Genomic DNA, 21,199 nt, shown 5'->3' with positions numbered 1-21,199 from the left:
TGAGTTCTCAAACCACCACCACACCAACAGCTCCAAGCCCTCCGAAGAGTTCTCATCACTGCCGGGCAGCAAGAAGTAAACTTACACGAAGTTGGGTTATCCCGCAAATTGGCATAGAAAAATATCGAAGGAACCCAACGATTCCGGGGATTCTACGGCGTGTCGATTTTCATCGACATTGTCCCCGCTTCATCGACCTTCGTCAATCCAGGAACCCCGCACGCTCTTCAGCGAGGCTCAAACCAATATCTTCAATGATTAATATTAGTAGATTTCGTCGCGCGCAGCATGTATTTCCACCATGCGGATGGGCACTAGCGGCAAGGCAGCCCCTGCTTATCAATAGAGCGCTACAGGCAGAGGGATTTAACCGTTGCCGCGAACCGTTCTGGCTCATCCCACTGTGGGCAGTGCCCGGACCGGTCAAAGCGAATAAACCGATGCGGGCTCTTCAACCCATCTGCGAACCGCTCAACCAGACTGCCTGGCAGATGACGGTCATACTTGCCGCTGATGAAATATACCGGCGCCTCGAAGGAGGTCTGCCCACTGAAATCGACCTGCTCCAGCTCTGCATTCAAGCGAGCGCGGGATTGAGCCACCCCCTTGGCATGGTTGAGCAGACACGACCAGTTGTAGTAGGGCGAGCGCAGGTAGGTCATGATCCGCCCCAGAGATCCGAACAACATGGCAGCCCCGCCACGAGACAGCAGCTCATTAATCATCAGCACTATGTCGGCAGCTCCGTTCTCCCTGCTGACGAGCGAACCGAGCCGGGGACCCAAACTCTGCTGCCCCCAACGCCGTCTTAAACGAAGAGCAGCGCGCATGCTGACGACCTGCCCGAGGCCGATGTAGCAACGGACCAGTGAGGGATACCGCTTCACCATCTCCAAACCTAGGACACTGCCCCAGGAATGACCGATGAGAATCACGGAATCCTGTCCGTAGGCTCGAAGCAGCTTCAGCACGAACTGGTGAACATCTTCGACCATCGAATTGATGGTCACCACCTCGCCAGGGGCAAAGGGATGGTAGGACAGCCCACTGCCCCGCTGGTCCAGGTTGATGAAGCGGAAATCGCGCTCCAAGGCCGAATTGTAACGCATGGTCAGCGGAATGCAGGCATCGCCTGGACCCCCATGCAGATAGAGCACTATGGGGGCCTCCGGCGATGCTGGGTTCATGGAGAAGACCATGCGGGCACCGTTGATATGCACGGCGTAGAGCCGAGAATGTGTGGACACCTTTGATGACCCTTCTGAACGGGATGACATCTGATTATTCCCATCCCCACTGCTCATAGCCTACCGACGCCATGGCCGCTTGTCACGCACAGCGCATGAAATTCGATGCGAGGGCAGATAACCGAGGAACAGAGCGACGATGACACTCCGCGCAATACGGCTATTTAGGGAGACGGCTAGGCGTTAGTGCCGAGACTCTGAATGCCCAGCCGTACCCCCGGTCAGATGGCTTTGTCTGACTTCTTTGCCTGGCGATTCAGTCTCCTGGCGGCCCGTTTGGCCTCTTTGCGGACGATCACTGTTTTGCTATGCCTGCGGAAAGTGAACCAAGCCAACAGCAGGATGATGACAGCGACAGCTACATTAAGGCTGTACCGAACCACGTTCATGACGTTGAAGTAGCGGAATCGGCTACCTGGCATAGCCCCATTCATGGCTTTGGAGTTGGCCACGGCATAGAGCATGTGGTGAGCTGCCTGGCGCGCGTACTGGTAGGTGGCAGGATCCTTGAAGTCCAACTTCTCACCAGTCGGATCCTTATCCACATTCAGTAGCTTTGCATCCGCACCAGCCTCAATCATCTGATAGGGACTCATAAACACACCGGTGTTGGCATTGTCCGTGATAACCAATCCGTTGAAGCCCCACTCTTGCCTCAGGAGCTTCGTCATCAACTGGTAGGATCCACCGGTCCAGGTTGCTCCGATGCGGTTAAAGGAACTCATGACCCCCATAGCTGCGGGAACTTTGGCAATAGCCTGTTTATATGAACCATCGGGCAGCTTTTTCACGTACTTCATGGGAAGTTCCGGTGCCTTGATGCAGGCCTCGAAGGGCGACAGGTAAATCTGCCGGATGGACTGCTCGTTGGCCCAAGTGGCCACGCTGAAGTTGCCCGGTCGATCCCCGCGATGATCCTCCTGATCATTGAGCGCAAAGTGCTTGATATAGGTGTAGACGCCCTTGGATGCGGCTCCGCTAACTTCCGCTGAAGCGGTACTACCTGACAGGAATGGATCCTCTGAATAGTACTCGCCGTTACGGCCGCTGAAAGGTGTACGGTGGATGTCCATTGATGGGGCGTACCATCCACTGGCACCACCCAGCAGGGCCTCGTTGCCGATCATTTTGCCGAACTGCTCAGCCAAATCATGATTGAAGGACTGGGCCAGCATCATTACATTGGGGAAGGTCTTGCCGGTCCCGCCATAGAATAAGCCGTTGGCGGCGTCAGCATCCATGGTATAAGGCTTTCCGACTGACTTGATGAAGTCCAAACCGTAGCCAGCGTCAATAGTGACTTTCCAGTAGTCATCCTCGGTCATCTGATCAAGCAAGGCATCCCACTCCTTGCTCTCATATGGAAGGCCGCGCATCTCAATCAGACTGCGCTTGTTGTCCTTGCCGAAAACCGGACGGGTGTGTATGGACCGTCGTGCAACTGGTGTGCCTGAGTCATGACCATCCAGCTTGGCGATCAAACTATCATCAGCGGTCTTCTTCCACGTGTAAGCCTTGGGATGACCGTCTTTCTCACCGTTAATCTCACCGCCCCAGGTGCTGATCTGGTCGGACGGAACGCCATCATGCTTGGGGAAAGTTCCTGTCCAATCGGCACGGCTCAGATAAGTGGTGTCAGCCCGGGCAAAATCGAATAGATTCGTGATTTTTTTACCCGTCTTGGCATCTTTGGAGAAGGTCGTGACATCCACCTGAGCGTTGGTCGGAGTATACGAGGCAACTAGCGAAGGATTGCCGGGAGCTGTCATGCCATTATTAATAGTGCGGCCTTTCTGGGACAGGATGTTGTTAACTGCATCATGAGCATCATGGGCCGCAGTGAAGCGGTATTCGCCTGCGTCAAATATAAAAGTCTTCGCCGTTTTAGCATCATAGGCCTTAAGCTGGCTGCGGTCGAAAGTGATTTTCACGCTTGTATGAGCTCCTGGCTGCAGCTGCGGGGTCTTTGCATATCCGACAAGGTCAACCGCCGACTTTTCCACACCATTGGCTTTGTCATATTCCGTATAGGGACTCTGTGCGTAAAGTTCAACCACGTCACGACCGGGACGATTACCGGTGTTCTCGACCACCAGAGAAGCCACAAACCGGTCACCCTCCTGGTTGATGTGCAAGTCTCGCCAGTCAAAGGTGGTGTAGCTCAGACCATAACCGAAGGGATAGATGACTTCGTGGGCATGGTCGAAGTCACCGGCATTCCCTTGACCGAGGACCTTGTCCTCATAGCGTGTTTCATAGTAGCGATAGCCGACGTAAATACCTTCCGCATAGGTCAGATAGTTGTACTTCGTGGGCTTGCCCTGCTTGTTGTAATACTGGTAATCTCCGAAATTGTGCGCAGCAGGGGAGTCGAGCGCATGCCGTGCGAAGGTGTCGACCGTTCTGCCTGATGGATTCAGTCGGCCAGAAAGAACGCCTGCCAGTTGGCGGGTGATGTTCTCTGAGTAGACTACCGATCTGATGTGAGGGAATTGATCAAGCCAGCCCAGGTCCAACGCAGCATTGGACTTGATGACTAGGACAACATTGTCAAAATTCTGGTTCAGATAGTTCAGAACAGAAAGCTCATTGGAGTCTGGCTCTAGGTAAGTCCTGCGCTTGTCCTGGTCCGAACTTGCATGGTTATACATCGAGCGAGGCATATCACGGCCTTCGCCAGCTACACGGCTCAGTAGATAGACCGGCACTGTACCCTTAACAGAATCCAGCAATCCCGGCTCCCGCTTGAGGACATCGATAGAAGCCTCGTTGATGCGAAAGTCTTCGCCATCGCCAAAGTTAACGGATCCTGCGGCCAAGCCGTATTTCTTGCCAGCATCCTTGCTATAGAACTGCCAAAGTTTGTCATTTACCTTGAACCCTTCCTGCTCAAGTACTTCTTTGGCAGTAACACCCTTGGACTTAGTCAGCATGTTGGCACCGTCTGCCTTCACGCTATTGGCGCTGAAAAGACTCAAATGGGCACCTGACTTGAGGGGCAGGGCCTCGTCCTGATTTTTCAGCAGAACTGTACCTTGTTCAGCGATGTTCGAAGCCAACCTGTTTTCGGCAGCTTTGATGGTATCGACATTGTAATCGGCTTTGTAATAATTCAGGTCGAGATTTTTATCCTTGATTTGGGAATTATCGATACTCTGCCTGTTGTAGTTCATGATGTTTGACAGAATTTTGTTGGTTTTTAGCTGGGGGTTTGCAAGCATCAAACCAACGATGAGTGCCACAGCGAATATAATGGAGACGATCGTTTTGATTATCCTCACTACTTTTGCCTTCTTCATTGAATTCCTTTCTCTGGCATTGACGTGGTAATCCCTGCATCACCTCCGAGAACCGGGTATTCCGATCGTCAATTCAAATGAATGATAAAAAATTACAGAATCCGATGGTCCATAAAATGACTGAATTGTTCTTTCTCCCACTTAAATTGTCGGAATTCCTTATCAACGCCACAAAAAGAGCAACGAATATTCATGATTGCCACTCAGCTTTTCAACCATTCATGCCAGGAAAATGACAATTTATGGAGTTTTTTCTCAGTATCACTAGTCTTCGCTGAATAATGAACAGCGGAATATGGCAAAACGATTGATGCGAAATCATCGTTGCCACAACCGGAATACGACTGACGATATTCATATCCAAACAGAGCAAGATTGAAATTGCAGCGTTCCGGCGGAAGTTGTTTGGAGAAGGAACACTATGGAAGTCAAGGATCTGACAGTTCTGGAACGGGCATCGCTGCTCTCCGGAAAATCCACCTGGGCGACCCGAGCCTTGAAGAGGGCGGGCATCCCGAGCATGGTCCTAAGCGACGGCCCGCACGGCCTGCGCCGCCAGACCGGATCAGGGGACAACCTTGGTATGGGCAAGTCCAAGCCGGCCACCTGCTTCCCCACAGCCGGCACCGTGGCCTGCTCATGGGACCCGGAGCTGGCCAAGACCATGGGCCAGGCGCTGGGCAGCGAAGCCAGAAGTCTGGGCGTCAACATGGTTCTGGGTCCTGGCATGAACATCAAGCGCAACCCCCTGTGCGGCAGAAATTTTGAATACTATTCCGAAGACCCCCAGGTGGCCGGTCGTATGGCTGCAGGCCTGATTGAAGGCATCCAGTCCCAGGGCGTGGCCGCAACCCCCAAGCACTTCGCCATGAACAGCCAGGAGCTGCGCCGCCAGGCATCCGACTCCGTGGTGGACGAGCGCACCATGCGCGAGCTCTATCTGACCGGATTCGAGATCGCCGTGCGCCAGGCCCACCCCTGGGCCATCATGACCTCATACAACATGGTCAACGGCACCTATGCCAACGAGAATCCCCACCTGCTCAAGGACATCCTGCGCAAGGAGTGGGGCTTCCAAGGAATGGTGGTCTCGGATTGGGGTGGCTCCAACAGTGCAGTCGCCGCAGCCGCCAATGGTTCCTCCCTGGAAATGCCCCAGGCCGGATACGACTCCGTCCGCCAGATAGCCAAGGCCGTGCAGGAGGGCCGCCTGGCCGAAGCCGACCTGAATGCCCGGGCCGAAGAGGTGGCACGGCTGGCCAAGCTGACCTACCACTCGGATATGGATCCTGATGGAAACCTGACCGCGGATCAGATACGGGACCACCATCAGGTGGCACGGCGCATCGCCGAGGGATCAGCCGTCCTGCTGGTCAACCGGGAGGGACGCCTGCCACTGGCTGCCGGCACCAGGATCGCCCTGGTCGGGGATATGGCCAAAACCGCCAGGTTCCAAGGATCCGGATCATCAAAGGTCAACGCAGCCAAGCAGGAGAGCATGCTGGACCTGCTCAGACAGGGCAAGGGCGACGGCCTGGAGCTGGCCTCCTACAGCCAGGGATACGAACGCCATGGCGAGAAGAACCAGTCTTTAATCGACCAGGCAGTGGCTGCGGCTAGCCAGGCTGACGTGATTGTCGCCTGCGTGGGCCTGGATGAACGCAGCGAATCCGAGGGCCTGGACCGCTCCCACATGGACATTCCCAGCAACCAGGCCGACCTGATCAAGGCCCTTGGTGCGGCGGACAAGCCCCTGGTGGTCGTCCTGGTGGCGGGCTCCCCCGTCACCACCGACTGGATCGACCAGTGCGATGCCGTTCTCTACATAGGATTGTCCGGGCAGGCTGGGGCATCAGCCACCCTGAACATCCTGACGGGCCGGGTCAACCCCTCAGGCCACCTGGCGGAAACCTGGCCCAAGTCCTATGCCGACTGCCCTAGCGCCGACTGGTACCCCGACCCTGCTCACGAATCGATCTACCGGGAGGGCCCCTTCGTCGGCTACCGCTACTATCTGACCGCCGACGTGGAGGAACGCTTCCCCTTCGGATACGGCCTGTCTTACGCACACTTCACCTACGCCGATCTGGCCGTGGACGACAAGGGAGCCACCTTCGCCCTGACCAACGACTCGGACAAGCAGGGAGCCACAGTTCCCCAGCTCTATGTCCAGGCGCCCAAGGGCGGCGTGCTCAGACCGGTCCGGGAGCTGAAGGGCTTCAAGAAGGTCAGCCTGGAGGCCGGCCAGTCAACCCAGGTCCGTATCGACTTCGATCAGACGACCTTCCGGCACTTTGACACGGCCAGCAGCTCCTGGCAGGTCGAGTCCGGCGACTGGACCATCATGATCGGGTCGAACGCCCGCAACATGGAGTTGAGCGGGCATCTGACCGTCCAAGGAACCGTCGATCCGCAGAATCCCGACCCTGCCCTGGGCGCCTACCTGGACGGCCGGGTCAAGGAGCTCGACGATTCCGCTGTGACAGCGCTCTTCGGTCACGCGGTAGCCCGACAGGGTTCAGTCACCACCTTCGGCGTCAACGATCCGCTCTCATCCTGGAAGGACTCCAGAAGCGCCCTTGCCCGGTTCGTGGCCAACTTCCTGTCCAAGAGCGAGAGCCGCCACGAAGCCAAGACCGGCAACCCCGACCTGAACACCCTCTTCCTGCTCAACATGCCCCCAAGGGCCATGGCCAAGATGACCAACGGACTGATCGACACGGCCATGGTCGAGGCCGTCGTGCGCATTCCCAATGGCCACCTATGGCGGGGGCTGGGCGGATTCATCGCCGGATTCTTCAGGAACATGTCCGCCAACCGCCGGACCGGAAAGGAGCTCAATCATGAGTGATCAGCACAGCCAGCAGGCCGGACAGCCGACTCAGGGGAAGGCAACGACGACCTCACAGTGGGCGATCGTCCGCTGGTGGCGACGGTTCAGCGACCGGCACACCACCCTGGCCCAGTTCATCGTCTTCTTCATCCTGTCCAACGGGGTCACCGTCCTGCAGCTGGTGCTCATGCCGGTGCTCAAGGCCATCTTCAACGGCACCTCCCTGGTGGGCACCAACTTCCAGATCTGGCGCATGGGTACCGTCGGCGGCAAGCCCTACTACCTGTTTGACTATGCTGCCGGATCCATCGGCCAGGGCGGCGGGGGCGGCCTGGCCTACTTCCTCGCGGTGGAGATCACCCTGCTGATTGCCCAGATCATCAATTTCTTCCTCCAACGCAACATCACCTTCAAGTCCAACTCCTCGGTCTGGAAGGCGGCCTTCTGGTACCTGGTGGCCTATGTGATCATCACCATCATCGCAGCAGCGTTGCAGGGCTGGTACAAGGACCCCATCTACGGCTTCTTCCAGCACACCCTGAACTGGGGTAGCCTGGGGACCACCATTGCTGACCTGGTCACCATGATCATCAACTCGGCCATCTCCTTCTGGGTCTTCTTCCCCATCTTCAAGGTCATCTTCCGTCAGGAGCCCACCGAATCTCAGGCGAGCGCCCAGTAAAATTCCGGCCCCACTCCCCCGGCTGCCAATGAACCGGCATGCATAGGCGGCCAGAGGGACGGGGCCTTTTCCTCAAACCCATCATGTACAGTGGTCGCAACGGCCGCCGGCGGGATTACGGCAACCCCGCCGACATACCCGCTGACCCATTCTTTTGCGAAGTGATCGTTCATGACAGCTGACCGACCGGCCTCCACGAGCCCGCCCGTTCTCACTTTCATCGTCCCCGCTTATAACATGGCAAAGCATCTGCCGACCTGCCTGGATTCCCTCCTGAGCAGGGAGTGTGACGATCTGGAGGTCATCGTGGTCGATGACGGATCCACCGATGCCACAGCGCAGGTGGTGCAGTCATACCAGGCACGCCATCCGCACACCGTCCGTCTGATCAGCCAGACCAACAAAGGTCACGGCGGCGCGGTCAACACCGGCCTGACAGCCGCCCGGGGCCGCTACGTCAAGGTGGTCGATGCCGACGACTGGGTGGACCCGACCTCCCTGAGTCTGGTCCTGGACCAGCTGCGTGACCAATCGCGACGTACGAATCCAGTGGACATGGTGGTCACCAACTACGTCTATGAAAAGGAGGGCCGCAAGCACAAGCGGGTCATCAACTTCCGCAGCGTCATGGATCCGGGGCGGGTACTGGACTGGAACCACCTACGGCGGTTCGGACTGGCCCAGTACATGATCATGCATGCCCTGATCCTGCGCACCGAGGTGCTCCGCCAGGCCCACACACGCCTGCCCGAGCACACCTACTACGTGGACTTCATCTACTCTTATCAGCCCCTGCCCTGGGTGCATACCCTGCTCTACCTGGATACGAATTTCTACCGCTATCACACCGGTCGCCAAGGCCAGTCGGTACAGACCTCGATCATGATCGCCCGGGTTTCACAACTGCTGCTGGTCAACGGGCTCATGGCGGATTCCACACCTGAACCGGGGATGGTTCCCCGTGGACTCTATCGTTATATGATCCACTATCTGTCCATCAACTGTGTGGTGACCTCGGTCTTCCTGATCCTCTCCCGCAATCCCAGCAACTACAGGAACAAGGACATGCTCTGGAACAGGCTGAAGCACCGCTCCCCCGTCATCGCCTCCGACGTCCGCTCCACCCTGCTCTGCCGGATGATCAACATGCCGGGCAGGCCGGGCCGCCTGGCCATTCGTCTGGGTTACAAGGCCGCCGAAGCCGCCATGGGCTTCAACTGATCGCCCTTCCTGGGCAGGAGCACGCAGAGGCTGAACCAATGATGCTCGGTGCGCAGGGTCATCTCCCCCTGGTAGCGGTGGGCTATGTGCCGGATGGACTTGACACCATACCCATGCAGGCCATCGTCAGTCCTGGTCTTGGTGGTGGCCAGCTCGCCATTGCCCTTCCAATTCAGGGGCGAGGTGAAGTAGTTTTCGATGCGAATCACCACGAATTGTCCTCGAGCATATAAGGCTACCTTGATCAGGCGGCGGTCAGGCTCCTTGACCTTTCTCAAGGCCTCGATGGCATTGTCCAAGGCGTTGCCAAAGAGGGTGGAGACATCCATGGGGGCCATCCCCTCCAAAAGCGAACCGTCGGCCACCATGGTCAAAGTGATTCCCTCTTCCGAACAGATGCGCTCCTTGGTGGACATGACCACGTCCAGGATGGGGTTACCAGTGTGCTGCTGCGACCCGTACCGTCCGACCGCAGCCTCCAGCTCCTCGAAGTCCTGGGACTTGCGCTCGGGGTCCATCTGCGAGCGCAGGGCGGCGATCTGATGCTTGAGGTCGTGGGCAAGCCTGCCCATGGCCTCCAGATTCTCCTTGGAACGCATGTACTCGCGATGCTGGCTGTATGAGCGGGCATTGATGGAGGCCAGTTCGGCGCTGGTATGGCTCTCCCGCAGCTGTTCCTGCTGGGCGTAGAGCATGGCGAACCCGCACAGATCCACCAAGGTGCGGATGTAGAAGACCTCCAGTCCGACCCGACCGGAGAAGGGGGTATTGGTTGACACGAAGCTCAGGTTGGACATGGCGAAGGTGACCACTGCGATGACCGCGGCAATAAAGACGCTGCGTCCAGGCACGGAAGGCTGGGCATCGGCGAAGTTTCGCCGCTCCGCCACCCAGGCCAACAGCCCGACACCGCCATAGATCAGGACCAGCAGGATCAGGGAGGCCGGGCCGTACAGGCTGTGGCTGGAAGGCCGCATGAAGGAGTCCAGCTGCCAGTGCAGGGAAGCGACCAGCTCAGCCAGGACGAAGGCACGGGCCAGCAGATAGGCCCCATCCAGCGCACCCAACCCTGAAGCCAGCATGATGATGGCATACATGCAGGCCACAGCCAGGCACATACTGATGATCCAGAAGGCGATAGGCAGGGTGCCAGCCCAGTATTGAACCACGATCAGCACAGCCAGACCAGGCAGGAGGACCGCTGCCATCCGCAGGCGGGAGATTCTCGGCCCGATGGCCAACAGGTAGACAAGGCAACCCAGCCACTCGCTGATGGCCGTATAGAGCCGGGGGATGTCAGGCAGGGCATTGAGGATGTGGGTGGTGGTCATGGCCGACCTGCCACGTAGGCGGTAAGAGCCGTCATAAAGGACTTCTTGCGGGGCCTGCTGACCCGCAGCCGCTGACCGGTGGACATAATGCAGTCCTGGTCCTCCATGCCCGTCACGTGGGCCAGGTTGACCAGGTAGCAGGAGTTGGAGCGAAAGAATCCCCGCTGGTCCAGCTGGCCCTCAAGACTCTTCAACGTACTGTTGGTGGTCAGCGAGGAATCCAAGGTATGGATGACGCTGCTGTGGCGGACGGATTCGATGAAGACAATGTCCTTGAGGGGAATTCTGGTGGATCGGGCGCCCTCGGTAATCAGAATGGACAGGTCCACGCGGCCGCGCACCTGGGCGATGGACCGGTCCAGCTCCTGGGAGAAGGCGAACCAGGGCAGGGGCTTGAGCAGGTAGGAGAGAGCGCCCACCTCATAGCCATTGATGGCGTACTGGGGGGCGGAGGTGATGAAGACGATGACCACCGACTCATCACGGGCGCGTACCCTGCGGGCCACTTCAATCCCGTCCATGGGGGTCATCTGAATGTCCAGAAGGAGGATGTCGTAAACAGGCCGATACCCATCTGCAAAGGCCTTGCCATCGGTGAAGACGCTGACCGTCAGTTCCTCCTGACGCTCCTTGCGATAGCGGCTTAGGTAATTGACCATGGTCCGACAGCTGATGGAATCGTCATCCACCACTGCGATTCTGATCATCCTGGCGCACACTCCTTACCCCGTCGGCCAAGGACCTATGGCCGCCGTTATCACCATTCTTCCATGATATCGGAGATGTCCGGCATGGCAGACCCTGCTTGCCCGAAGCCGAACCAGGACAAGCCTGGTTTGGACTACTCGCTTTTGTCTCGCAAATCAATTCTCACTTGTGGACGGGCAAGATTAGAGTCGAAACATGTCTACCTTCGCACCCCCTTCGTCCTGGAAACCCTCCACCTGGCTGGCCCGTCTGATGCTGCTGATGGCCGCCGCCGCCTGGGGAGCCGGATACACCTTCGAAAAGGTTGCCATGGAGACCCTGACTGTGCGTTGGCTGATGGGCATTCGCATCCTGTGTGCCATCGTCATCATGACGCCCTTTTTGCTGCCACGGCTGCGCAGAACCGGAGCCATACACACCCTGGTACCGGGTCTGATTCTGGGGGTCAGCTACTGGGCGGCTTTCAGCCTGCAGCTGATGGGACTGACCACCATCGCCCCAGGCCGCAACTCATTCCTGACGGCCACCTACTGCATCTTTGTGCCCTTCCTGGTCTGGATCATGGCACGTCGACGGCCGGCCCTGCGCCACTTCATCGCGGCCGCCATCTGCATCCTGGGTGTGTCTCTGATCTCACTGCCAGCCCACGGCGGGGGACAGGGGCTGGCTCTGAGCACCGGTGACCTGCTGACCCTGGCCGGCGCCCTGCTCTACGGGGTCAACCTGGTAATCACCGGCTTCCTGACCAAGGAGTTCGATGCCCCCACCCTGACCTACCTGGAGCTGCTTTTCGGCGGCATCCTCTTCCTGGTCTGCGCGCTGATCTTCGATCCCTTGCCCAGTGCGGCCGACTTCACGCCTTCGACCCTGGGCTCCATGATTTATCTGACGCTGATCTCGACCCTGATGGCTCAGAACTTCCAGAACATCGCCTTTTCCAGGGTTCCAGCCGCCCAGGGTTCGCTGATCCTGTGCTCGGAGAGCCTGTTCGGCATGCTGGTCTCGGTCCTGGTCCTGCACGAGGAGCTGACGGCCACCCATCTGTTGGGATTCGCCATCATCTTCGCCGCCATCATCCTGTCCGAGGTCAGGCTTCACCCCCACCGGTCGTCGGAGGATTCCTCTGCACCCGTGTCCTCCTCCCGGTAGGCTGTCCCAGGCAAGAGGTCATAGGGCATCTGCCGCTTGATCAGATAGAAGACCAGCAGGAGCAGGGCCAGGATGCGCGTTGCAATCTGAACGTTGCCGGTCCAGGGGCCGAAGACTGCCAGGATGACTGCGGTCCGGAACAGATAGAAGAGGAAGCGGGACCAGCCATGCCGCTGCTTGGTCTCGACGGTCATGTGGGTGAAGGTGGCACCCAGCGTCCGTCCCCGACGGGGCAGGGGGATGAGCAGTTCGAAGATCAGCAGCATGACCAGATTCACCACAGTTCCAAACACATCCAGAGCGGATGGGGCGATTAGCAACCCGCCAAAGCGGTAGTGGCCATCCAGCTGGTAGGTACCCAGGCGATGGACCGCATAGGTCACGCCCATCCCCAGGGACATGGACAGGATGGTGGCCAGGAGCAGATCCAAAGCCAGCGAGACGGCACGGTGTATGAACCCGGGGTTGGTGACCAGCTGGGCGGCGTCAGCCTGACGGGTGGGGACTAGTTTGTTGGCCACCATGGCCACCAGGTAGCCGATTATGGCGCCAGAAGTATTCCAAATCAGATCGTCCACGTCGAAGAGACGGTAGGCGCAGCCCACGATGCCGAAGACCCCGGTCAGCTGGGCCGTTTCGATGAAGAGGGAGACCAGGAGGGCGACCGGCAGGGCCAGGATGAAGCGCCAGCGGAAGACCCGCCCCATAATGAAGCCCAGGGGCAGGAAGAAGACTACATTGAGTAGGATCTGCAGCATGGCCATACGACCGCCTGTGCTCAGATCGGTCAGGAACTGCAGGGGGTTGAGCTGGGGGCTCAGATGATGGGTGGCGCAGAAGGCGGCACGGTCGTCAGGCATGGGCCAGAGGGTGAAGAAGACCAGGGCCAACAAGTATAAGACGGTCAGGTAGGCCGCCATGGCTGCTGTCAGCCGGAGCCGGTGATAGCGGTTGTAGATCAGGGCAAGAATGGGCAGGGTCAGAATCAGCGAGGCCAGCGGCCAAAAAACCAGAGATATGCCAAAGGAGCCGCTGAAGTAGTCCAAGTATGTCGAGAGCACGAATCCAGTCTAAATCGCTCTCGAGTCTATCGACCGATTGACCGTGCCGACGAAGAGCTCAGTCGTCGCCCAAGGTCACGTGGATGCCGCCTACCAGGGAACTGACCAGGTTGTAGAGGAAGGCGAAAATGGTGACCATAACCACTACTATGACAATCTCGAAAATGGAGAAGATGGTCACCGAACTCAGAACCGTCCCCAGGCTCAGCACCTGGCCCAGGTCGAAGCCGCCCGCGTCCAGGCCCGTCTTGGAGATGACCTGGGTCAGGTTGTCAAAGAGCCCCATGGCGTTGAGCAGGAACCAGAGCAGGGCAGCAGCCACCACCTGAATGATGCCCCCGGCGATGGCCAGCAGGAAGGTGACTTTGGCCACCGACCAGGGCTCCAATCGGGTCAGGGACAGTTGCATACGCCGGGCCCGAGGAACATGAGGACGCGCCGTCGAAGCCGAAGCCGCAGGCCTAACAGGACGGGACGAGGATACCTTGACCGGACCGGCAGCAGAAGCTGCGGTTCTTGCGGGACGTCCAGATGCCGTCCTGCCGGCTGCAGGAGTCGGGGGAGTGACCGATGAAGATCGACGGGACTCGCCCTGTGCGGATTCATCAGCCTTGGTCTTCCCCTTTTGGGGCTTACCAGCACCCTGCTTGCCGGCCTTGACCTGCTCCTGATCATCCTGGCTCATCGGCACTCCTTGATCCTTGCGTTCAATGGCCCGCGCATACTGCCGCTGGGCCTGCATGACTTCTTACGAGGCTACCAGTCTTGTCAGACTGGTAGCGGACCAAACTCAGTCCTCCTGGGTCAGGCTCTGACCGTCGCCGGTTCCGGTGGTGGCGATGGGCTGATCCTTGGCTGCCAGGGGAGCGGCGGAAGCCAGGTCGGTCTGACCGGCATCCTCTTCCTGGTCATCACGTTCGGCATTACGAGCGATGGAGAGAATCTCGTCACCCTTGTCGGGCTTGGCCAGGGTGACCCCCTGGGTGTTACGACCGGTCCGCTTGACCTCGGCCACATCGGAGCGGATGACCTTGCCGGACTTCATGATGGCCATGATCTGGTCATTCTCGTTCACCACCAAGGCACCGACCAGGGATCCACGGCCCTCCACCATGGCGATGGCCTTGACACCGTAGCCGTTACGGCCCTGCAGGCGGTACTCGCTCAGGGCGGTTCGCTTGGCAAAGCCCTCATCGGTGACCACCAGCAGGTCATCCTCGGACTCCTTGGCAATCACGTCCATGCTCAGCAACTCGTCGCCGGGCCGGAATCGCATGCCCTGGACGCCGGCGGTCTGCCGTCCCATGGGCCGCAGAGTGGAGTCGTCCGCCGAGAAGCGCACGCTCATGCCCTTGCGGGAGACCAGGATGATTTCGTCGTCGGCATTGCAGAGGGCGGCACCCACCAGCTCGTCGCTCTGGGGCACCTCCTGTCCCTCCTCGTCGGTGACGGTGCCCAGCTCCATCAGTCGCACGGCGATCAGGCCGCCCTGACGGGGCGAATCATACTCGTCCAGGCGGGTCTTCTTGACCCGTCCTGTCCGCGTGGCCAGTACCAGATAGTCGGCATCGTCGTAGCCGTGCAGGGAAAGGACCTGTTCAATCCGCTCGCCTTGGCCCAGCTGGAGCAGGTTGGCTACATGCTGACCCTTGGAGTCACGGGAACCCTCAGGCAGTTCATAGGCCTTGAGCCGGTACACCCTGCCCTTGTTGGTGAAGAAGAGCAGCCAGTTGTGGGTGCTGGTCAGGAAGAAGTGGTCCACCACGTCGTCCTCGCGCAGCCTGGCCCCGCGGATGCCCTTGCCGCCGCGGTGCTGGGCACGGTACTCGTCGGCCTTGGTCCGCTTGACGAAGCCGGAATGGGTGACGGTGACCACCACCTGCTCGTCGGCAATCAGATCCTCCACGTTCATCTCGCCCGAGTAAGGGACGATCCGGGTGCGCCGCTCGTCACCGTACTTGTCGACGATCTCGTCCAGCTCGTCGCCCACGATGGTGCGCTGGCGCTCTGGGTGGGCCAGGATGTCGTTGTAGTCGGCGATCTTGCGCATGAGATCCTCGTGCTCATCCAGGATCTTCTGCCGTTCCAGGGCGGCCAGACGGCGCAGCTGCATGGCCAGGATGGCGTCGGCCTGAACCTCGTCCACATCCAGCAGCTCCATCAGGCCGGTGCGGGCAGTCTCTACATCCTTGGAGGCTCGAATCAGGGCAATGACCTGGTCGATCATGTCCAAGGCCTTCAGATACCCCTGCAGTATATGGTCGCGATCCTCGGCCTCACGCTTCAGATAGCGGGTGCGCCGCTCGACCACGTCCAGCTGGTGGTCCACCCAGTGGCGGATGAAGGCATCCAGACTCAGGGTCCTGGGAACCCCGTCCACCAGGGCCAGCATATTGGCCCCGAAGGTCTGCTGGAGCTGGGTGTGCTTATAAAGGTTGTTGAGAACCACCTTGGGCACGGCATCGCGCTTGAGCACCAGGACCAGGCGCTGGCCGGTGCGGCCCGATGTCTCGTCGCGCATGTCGGCGATGCCCTGGATCTTGCCGTCGCGCACGGCCTCGCGGATGGACGAGGCCAGCCGGTCGGGGTTGACCTGGTAGGGCAGTTCGGTGACCACCAGGCACATCCTTCCGCGGATCTCCTCGGTATTGACCACTGCCCGCATGGTGATCAGGCCCCGTCCTGTCCGGTAGGCCTGCTCGATGCCCTTGTGCCCAAGAATGGTGGCGCCCGTGGGGAAGTCAGGCCCCTTGATGATGGCGATCAGGGCGTTGAGCAGCTCCTCCTTGGAGGCCTCGGGATGCTCCAGTGCCCAGTGCACACCCTTGGACACCTCGCGCAGGTTGTGCGGAGGAATGTTGGTGGCCATACCCACGGCGATCCCGGCCGATCCGTTGACCAGCAGGTTGGGGAAGCGGGAGGGCAGAACCGTCGGCTCCTGGGTTTTGCCGTCGTAGTTGGGGATGAAGTCGACCGTATCCTTGTCGATGTCGCGCACCATCTCCATGGCCAAGGGGGCCATGCGGCACTCGGTGTACCTCATGGCGGCTGCCGGGTCGTCGCCGGGGGAGCCGAAGTTGCCCTGGCCGTCCACCAGCGGATAGCGCATGGACCAGGACTGGGCCAGGCGCACGATGGTGTCATAGATGGCCGCATCGCCGTGGGGGTGGTACTTGCCCATGACGTCGCCTACAACGCGCGAGCACTTGTTGTAGCCGCGGTCGGGCCGGTATCCACCGTCATACATGGCGTAGATGACCCTGCGGTGCACTGGCTTCATGCCGTCGCGGACGTCGGGCAGGGCGCGCTCCACAATCACTGACAGGGCATAGGACAGGTAGGATTCCCGCATCTCCTGCTGAAGGTCAATGGGCTGAATCCGCTCGCCCTTCAGGAGGCCGTAGTCGGTGTTGTCCATCTCCTGAGGGCTGAGTGGCTCTCGAGACCCGTCGGGCAGGTTGAGGCCATCCTGTTCCGGGTTGTTGTCGTTGTTGTTATCGTCTGCCAAAATCAATCCTTAGCTCAAATGTTGAAAAGGGGAGGCGTCCGCGTCTCAGGCGTCGATGAAGCGGGCGTCGTGGGCGTTGCGCTGGATGAACAGACGCCGGGGTTCGACCTCGTCGCCCATGAGCATGGTGAAGGTCTCGTCGGCCTGCTCGGCGTCATCGATACGGATCTTCTTGAGGATGCGGTGCTCCGGATCCATGGTGGTCTCCCAGAGCTCCTGGTAGCTCATCTCGCCCAGACCCTTGTAGCGCTGGATTCCTTCGCCCTTGGGCAGCTGTCGACCGGAGGCCTTGCCCTCGGCCAGGACCCTGTCGCGCTCGGCATCGGTGTAGACGAAGCTGTGCGGTCCCTTGGTCCACTTGAGCCGGTAGAGCGGTGGCATGGCCACGTAGACATAGCCAGCCTCGATCATGGGCCGCATATAGCGGAAGAAGAGGGTCAGATTCAGGGTGGCGATGTGGGCGCCGTCCACATCGGCGTCGGCCATGATGATGACCTTGTGGTAGCGCACCTTGTCGATGTTGAAGTCCTCGCCGTATCCGCCGCCCACGGCAGTGATCAGGGATTCGATGGTGTCGGACTTCATCATGCGGTCCAGGCTGGCCCGCTCCGTGTTGAGGATCTTGCCGCGCAGGGGCAGGATGGCCTGGGTCATGGGATTGCGCCCCTGAATAGCCGAGCCGCCTGCGGAGTCGCCCTCCACGATGAACAGCTCGCACTCCTCGGGGTCGTTGGACTGGCAGTCCTTGAGCTTGTCTGGCATGCCGGCCGTCTCGAAGATGGACTTGCGACGGGTGTTCTCGCGCGCCTTCTTGGCCGCGATCCGGGCCCGGGATGCCTCCATGGCCTTCTGGATGATGGCCTTGGCCTGGCCTGGGTGGGCGTCGAACCAGTCGCTCAGTCTCTCGGTCATGACCCGCTGGACGAAGGTCTTGGCCTCGGAATTACCCAGCTTGGTCTTGGTCTGGCCCTCGAACTGGGGGTTGGTCAGCTTGACGGAGACCACGGCGGTCAGCCCCTCGCGCACGTCGTCACCAGAGAGGTTGTCGTCCTTGTCCTTGAGGATGTTCTTGTCCCGGGCGTAGCGGTTGATCATGCTGGTCAGAGCCGCACGGAACCCCTCCTCATGGGTGCCGCCCTCGGTGGTCGCGATGGTGTTGGCGAAGGTGTGGACCGACTCCGAGTAGGCGGTGGTCCACTGCATGGCCACCTCGGCGGAGATGCCCAGCTTCAGATCCTCGGCCTCGAAGTCGATGACCTCGGCCTCCACAGGCGTGGCCTTCCTGACCTTGACCAGGTAGTCCACATAGTCCTTGATGCCGTTGGCATACTGGTAGCTGACTGACTGGCCCTTCTGCTCCGGGGTCTGCTCCTCGCCCGCCACCTCGTCACCGGCCTGGTCATTGGGGCGCAGGTCGGTCAGGGTGATCCGCAGACCCTTGTTGAGGAAGGCCATCTGCTGGAAACGGCTACGCAGGGTCTCAAAATCATAGACCGTGGTTTCGAAGATCTTGGGATCGGCCCAGAAAGTCACCGAGGTGCCGGTGCTCTCGTCCGGCCCCATGGCCTGGTCCTTGGACAGGGGAGCGGTTGGCTTCTGGTTGCGGAAGCTCTGATGCCAGTGATAGCCCTGTCGGCGCACCTGGACGTCGATCCGGGTAGACAGGGCATTGACCACGGAGATGCCCACGCCGTGCAGGCCGCCCGAGACCGCGTAGCCGCCGCCACCGAACTTGCCACCGGCATGCAGCTTGGTCATGACCACCTCGACGCCGCTCTTGCCCTCGCCTGGCACCTCGTCCACAGGGATGCCGCGCCCGTTGTCGTCCACACGGATGCCGTTGTCAGGCAGGATGGTGACTTCAATATGATCGGCGTACCCGGCCAGGGCCTCGTCGACCGAGTTGTCGACGATCTCGTAGACCAGATGGTGCAGGCCCCTGGGGCCCGTCGAGCCGATGTACATGCCGGGACGGACGCGAACTGCCTCCAGCCCCTCCAGCACCTTCAGATCGCTGGCGTCATAGTGCTCGGGGGAGAGCGAGTCATCCAGCTGCGCGTCGTCCAGCCGGTCCAGCTGATCCTGGCCCGTCATGCCATCATCCTGAGGCTTGTCCTCCTCATGCTCCCGGCCCTCTTGCGGGGTCCGGGACGGGTCGGTGTTGAGATCTGCCACGGATAGTCCTTTCTGCACCCCCATCGTCGGCCACTGACGACAAAGCAGCTTCCGTTCGTGGTCGAGCGGGGGATTGAGTCATGGTCACCAGGTTCCAAATCGTCCATAAAGGGGCCTTGGAAGCGTTTGACCCTATAACCTATAGATTACCAGCGCTATGGGACTTTAGGCTTACAGAAAGCTGGGAAGACGGTATTCGCAGATTATGGGTTCACCCATAGGTGTCGCGCACGCCTCGGCCGGGCGGATCGAACCGCGAACGGCGGAAGCTGTAGTTGTGGGGGCCGGTCACTCGAATCTGCTTGACCGGCATGCCCAGTCGTTTGACAATGGTCGCCTTGAGCTGGGGGACCAGGTAAGTCAGCTGGGTGGCCCAGACCGTGGTCTGCGCCTGGATAATCAGCACGCCCTCCTGGTAGGAGACCACTCTCGAATGGGCGGCGATGCCGGGTCCCACCACACTGTCCCACTGGTTGCGCAGCCGGGCCACCTTCAGATGGCTGGTCCACCCGCTCCCGGCAGCCAGGCTGGTCACCACGCCTCCTAGTTTGGCTGGATCGCGGCCCGGCTTGCCGAATGCATACCAGGCCTTACGGGAGTTGTCCTCCCGCTGTCGACGAGTGGCAGCCCGTCGCGTGCAGCCTTCGAAGACCAGGGCCGGCAATCGACGCTGGTCCAGGTGCAAGGTTTCAACCATGGGCGCCTTCATGACTGGTCGTTTTCTTCCGACTCATGCGGCATATCCGAGTCGTCATGAGCCGTCCCTCTGGTTCGACGCAGGTCCTGCATGGCACTGGCAATGGCGGGATCCTGGGCGGCCGGATCGGATGGCTGCACAGGCCTCAGTTGGGACACATCCACCAGCCTGGCACCCTGCAGGGAAGGAATATCGCTGTCGGCGGCCACGGTGATCAGCACCTGGTCCTGCTGACGGGCAAAATCCAGAATCTGATCCCTGCGGCCCCGATCCAACTGGGCGAAGACATCATCCAGAATGACGATGGGCTCCATGGAGCGACGATCCTTGACCACCTGCAGCAGAGCCAGCCGCAAAGCCAGGGCCAGGGTCCACATCTCACCGTTGGAGGCGAACTCCCGGGCAGGCATGCCATTGAGAGTGAAAGCCAGATCATCGCGCTGGGGACCGATCAGATTGGTTCCCCGGGCCACTTCTCCCGGGTATATCCGCTGAAAGTGACGGCTGACGGCTTCGGCGACTTCGGGACCTGTCTGCTTATCTGGGCCAATCTCCTCCAGAGATGGCCGGTAGGTCAATCGAGCATCCTGATCAGAGCCTGCCAGCCGACCATACAAATCGCTGAACGGCTGATTCAGAGCCTCTACCAGAGCCGCTCGTCGGCAGCTCAAATCCAGTCCGGTGCGAATGAACTGCCCAGTCCAGACCTCAAGGCCGGACAAGGCGGCGTCACGCCCATTACCCGAGGGATCATAGCCTGCTTGGGAGAGCTGCTTGAGCAGGGCGGAGCGCTGCCTGGCTACATGGCGAAAATCCTGCCGGACCTGGAAGTAGTCGGCATCGAGCTGGCTGCCGGCCTGGTCCAGCACGGCCCGCCTGGCTGCCGGCTCTCCGGAGACCATCAGCTGATCCTCGGGGCTGAAAGTCACGCAGGGCACCCGACCTACCAGGTCACGCTGATAGAGGGAAGGCCCGCCGTTGATTCTTCCCCGGTTGGCTCCCTTGGCGGCAATGGTCAGCTCATAGTCGGTGGCGGTTCCGTCCTGCTCCAGCCTGGCCCTGATGGTGGCCTTGGACTGCCCACGTTCTACCAAAGGCAAGGAGGATGAGGTCCTATGGCTGCCGCCAGTGGAAAGGACCTCGATGGCCTCGACCAGGTTGGTCTTACCCAGGCCGTTGCGCCCCTCGAGAATGGTCACCCCGGGTTCAAGATCGAGGACGCAATGCTCCCAGGAACGGAAGTGATCCAGAACCAGACGGGAGATGTGCACGACGATCGTTCCTCGAA

At 59.9% G+C, this 21,199-nt stretch carries 14 protein-coding genes; 4 read left to right on the top strand and 10 right to left on the bottom strand.

Going from position 1 to position 21,199, the window contains the following annotated elements:
* Positions 1 to 350 precede the first annotated feature (350 nt).
* Both H3T89_RS08295 and H3T89_RS08290 read right to left on the bottom strand, forming a co-directional pair.
* Positions 351 to 1,247, bottom strand: coding sequence for an alpha/beta fold hydrolase (locus H3T89_RS08295; protein WP_198216804.1), 897 nt, complete (start codon positions 1,245 to 1,247; stop codon positions 351 to 353).
* Between the two features lie 221 nt (positions 1,248 to 1,468).
* Complete coding sequence (locus H3T89_RS08290; protein WP_198216803.1) at positions 1,469 to 4,546, bottom strand: glycoside hydrolase family 3 N-terminal domain-containing protein; 3,078 nt, start codon at positions 4,544 to 4,546, stop codon at positions 1,469 to 1,471.
* A gap of 421 nt (positions 4,547 to 4,967) precedes the next feature.
* Here H3T89_RS08290 and H3T89_RS08285 point away from each other — a divergent pair, with 421 nt between their 5' ends.
* From H3T89_RS08285 to H3T89_RS08275, 3 genes are all read left to right on the top strand, one after another.
* A complete protein-coding gene (locus H3T89_RS08285) occupies positions 4,968 to 7,397 on the top strand; it encodes a glycoside hydrolase family 3 C-terminal domain-containing protein (RefSeq protein ID WP_198216802.1) in 2,430 nt (809 codons plus the stop codon).
* On the top strand, positions 7,390 to 8,061 hold the full coding sequence (locus H3T89_RS08280; protein ID WP_198204248.1) for a hypothetical protein: 672 nt from the start codon (positions 7,390 to 7,392) through the stop codon (positions 8,059 to 8,061). Before H3T89_RS08285 ends, H3T89_RS08280 begins: the two co-directional genes overlap by 8 nt.
* Before the next feature lie 171 nt (positions 8,062 to 8,232).
* The gene (locus tag H3T89_RS08275) at positions 8,233 to 9,282 is read left to right on the top strand and encodes a glycosyltransferase family 2 protein (protein WP_198216801.1); all 1,050 of its coding nucleotides are present in this window, start codon (positions 8,233 to 8,235) and stop codon (positions 9,280 to 9,282) included.
* Here H3T89_RS08275 and H3T89_RS08270 read toward each other — a convergent pair.
* Together H3T89_RS08270 and H3T89_RS08265 are read right to left on the bottom strand one after the other, a co-directional pair.
* Positions 9,246 to 10,613, bottom strand: a complete 1,368-nt coding sequence (locus tag H3T89_RS08270; RefSeq protein WP_198204250.1) for a sensor histidine kinase — start codon at positions 10,611 to 10,613, stop codon at positions 9,246 to 9,248. The two genes, H3T89_RS08275 and H3T89_RS08270, sit on opposite strands and share 37 nt — an antisense overlap.
* Positions 10,610 to 11,320, bottom strand: coding sequence for a LytR/AlgR family response regulator transcription factor (locus tag H3T89_RS08265; protein ID WP_015021056.1), 711 nt, complete (start codon positions 11,318 to 11,320; stop codon positions 10,610 to 10,612). The genes H3T89_RS08270 and H3T89_RS08265 overlap by 4 nt, the downstream gene beginning before the upstream one ends.
* A gap of 196 nt (positions 11,321 to 11,516) precedes the next feature.
* On the opposite strand from H3T89_RS08265, the gene H3T89_RS08260 reads away from it, so the two are divergent.
* Positions 11,517 to 12,470, top strand: a complete 954-nt coding sequence (locus H3T89_RS08260; protein ID WP_198204251.1) for a DMT family transporter — start codon at positions 11,517 to 11,519, stop codon at positions 12,468 to 12,470.
* Here H3T89_RS08260 and H3T89_RS08255 read toward each other — a convergent pair.
* The 6 genes from H3T89_RS08255 to recF form a co-directional block, all read right to left on the bottom strand.
* Entirely contained in the window at positions 12,416 to 13,531 is a 1,116-nt protein-coding gene (locus H3T89_RS08255; protein ID WP_198216800.1) for a VanZ family protein, read from the bottom strand. The genes H3T89_RS08260 and H3T89_RS08255 overlap by 55 nt on opposite strands.
* 58 nt (positions 13,532 to 13,589) lie before the next feature.
* On the bottom strand, positions 13,590 to 14,216 hold the full coding sequence (locus tag H3T89_RS08250) for a DUF3566 domain-containing protein (protein WP_198216799.1): 627 nt from the start codon (positions 14,214 to 14,216) through the stop codon (positions 13,590 to 13,592).
* A 105-nt stretch (positions 14,217 to 14,321) separates the two neighbouring features.
* Complete coding sequence (gyrA, locus tag H3T89_RS08245; protein WP_415873482.1) at positions 14,322 to 16,949, bottom strand: DNA gyrase subunit A; 2,628 nt, start codon at positions 16,947 to 16,949, stop codon at positions 14,322 to 14,324.
* Between the two features lie 135 nt (positions 16,950 to 17,084).
* Positions 17,085 to 19,133: a DNA topoisomerase (ATP-hydrolyzing) subunit B gene (gyrB, locus tag H3T89_RS08240; protein ID WP_198216806.1), complete on the bottom strand. Its 2,049-nt coding sequence runs from the start codon at positions 19,131 to 19,133 to the stop codon at positions 17,085 to 17,087.
* 292 nt (positions 19,134 to 19,425) lie between these two features.
* A complete protein-coding gene (locus H3T89_RS08235) occupies positions 19,426 to 19,911 on the bottom strand; it encodes a DUF721 domain-containing protein (protein ID WP_232348564.1) in 486 nt (161 codons plus the stop codon).
* A gap of 8 nt (positions 19,912 to 19,919) precedes the next feature.
* On the bottom strand, positions 19,920 to 21,182 hold the full coding sequence (gene recF, locus H3T89_RS08230) for a DNA replication/repair protein RecF (protein ID WP_198216797.1): 1,263 nt from the start codon (positions 21,180 to 21,182) through the stop codon (positions 19,920 to 19,922).
* Between the last annotated feature and the right edge of the window lie 17 nt (positions 21,183 to 21,199).

This window comes from Bifidobacterium sp. W8114, assembly GCF_016101165.1.
GTDB lineage: Bacteria > Actinomycetota > Actinomycetes > Actinomycetales > Bifidobacteriaceae > Bombiscardovia > Bombiscardovia asteroides.
The sequence above is the reverse complement of the archived record's forward strand: the minus strand, read 5'-3'. Positions and strand labels throughout refer to the sequence as shown.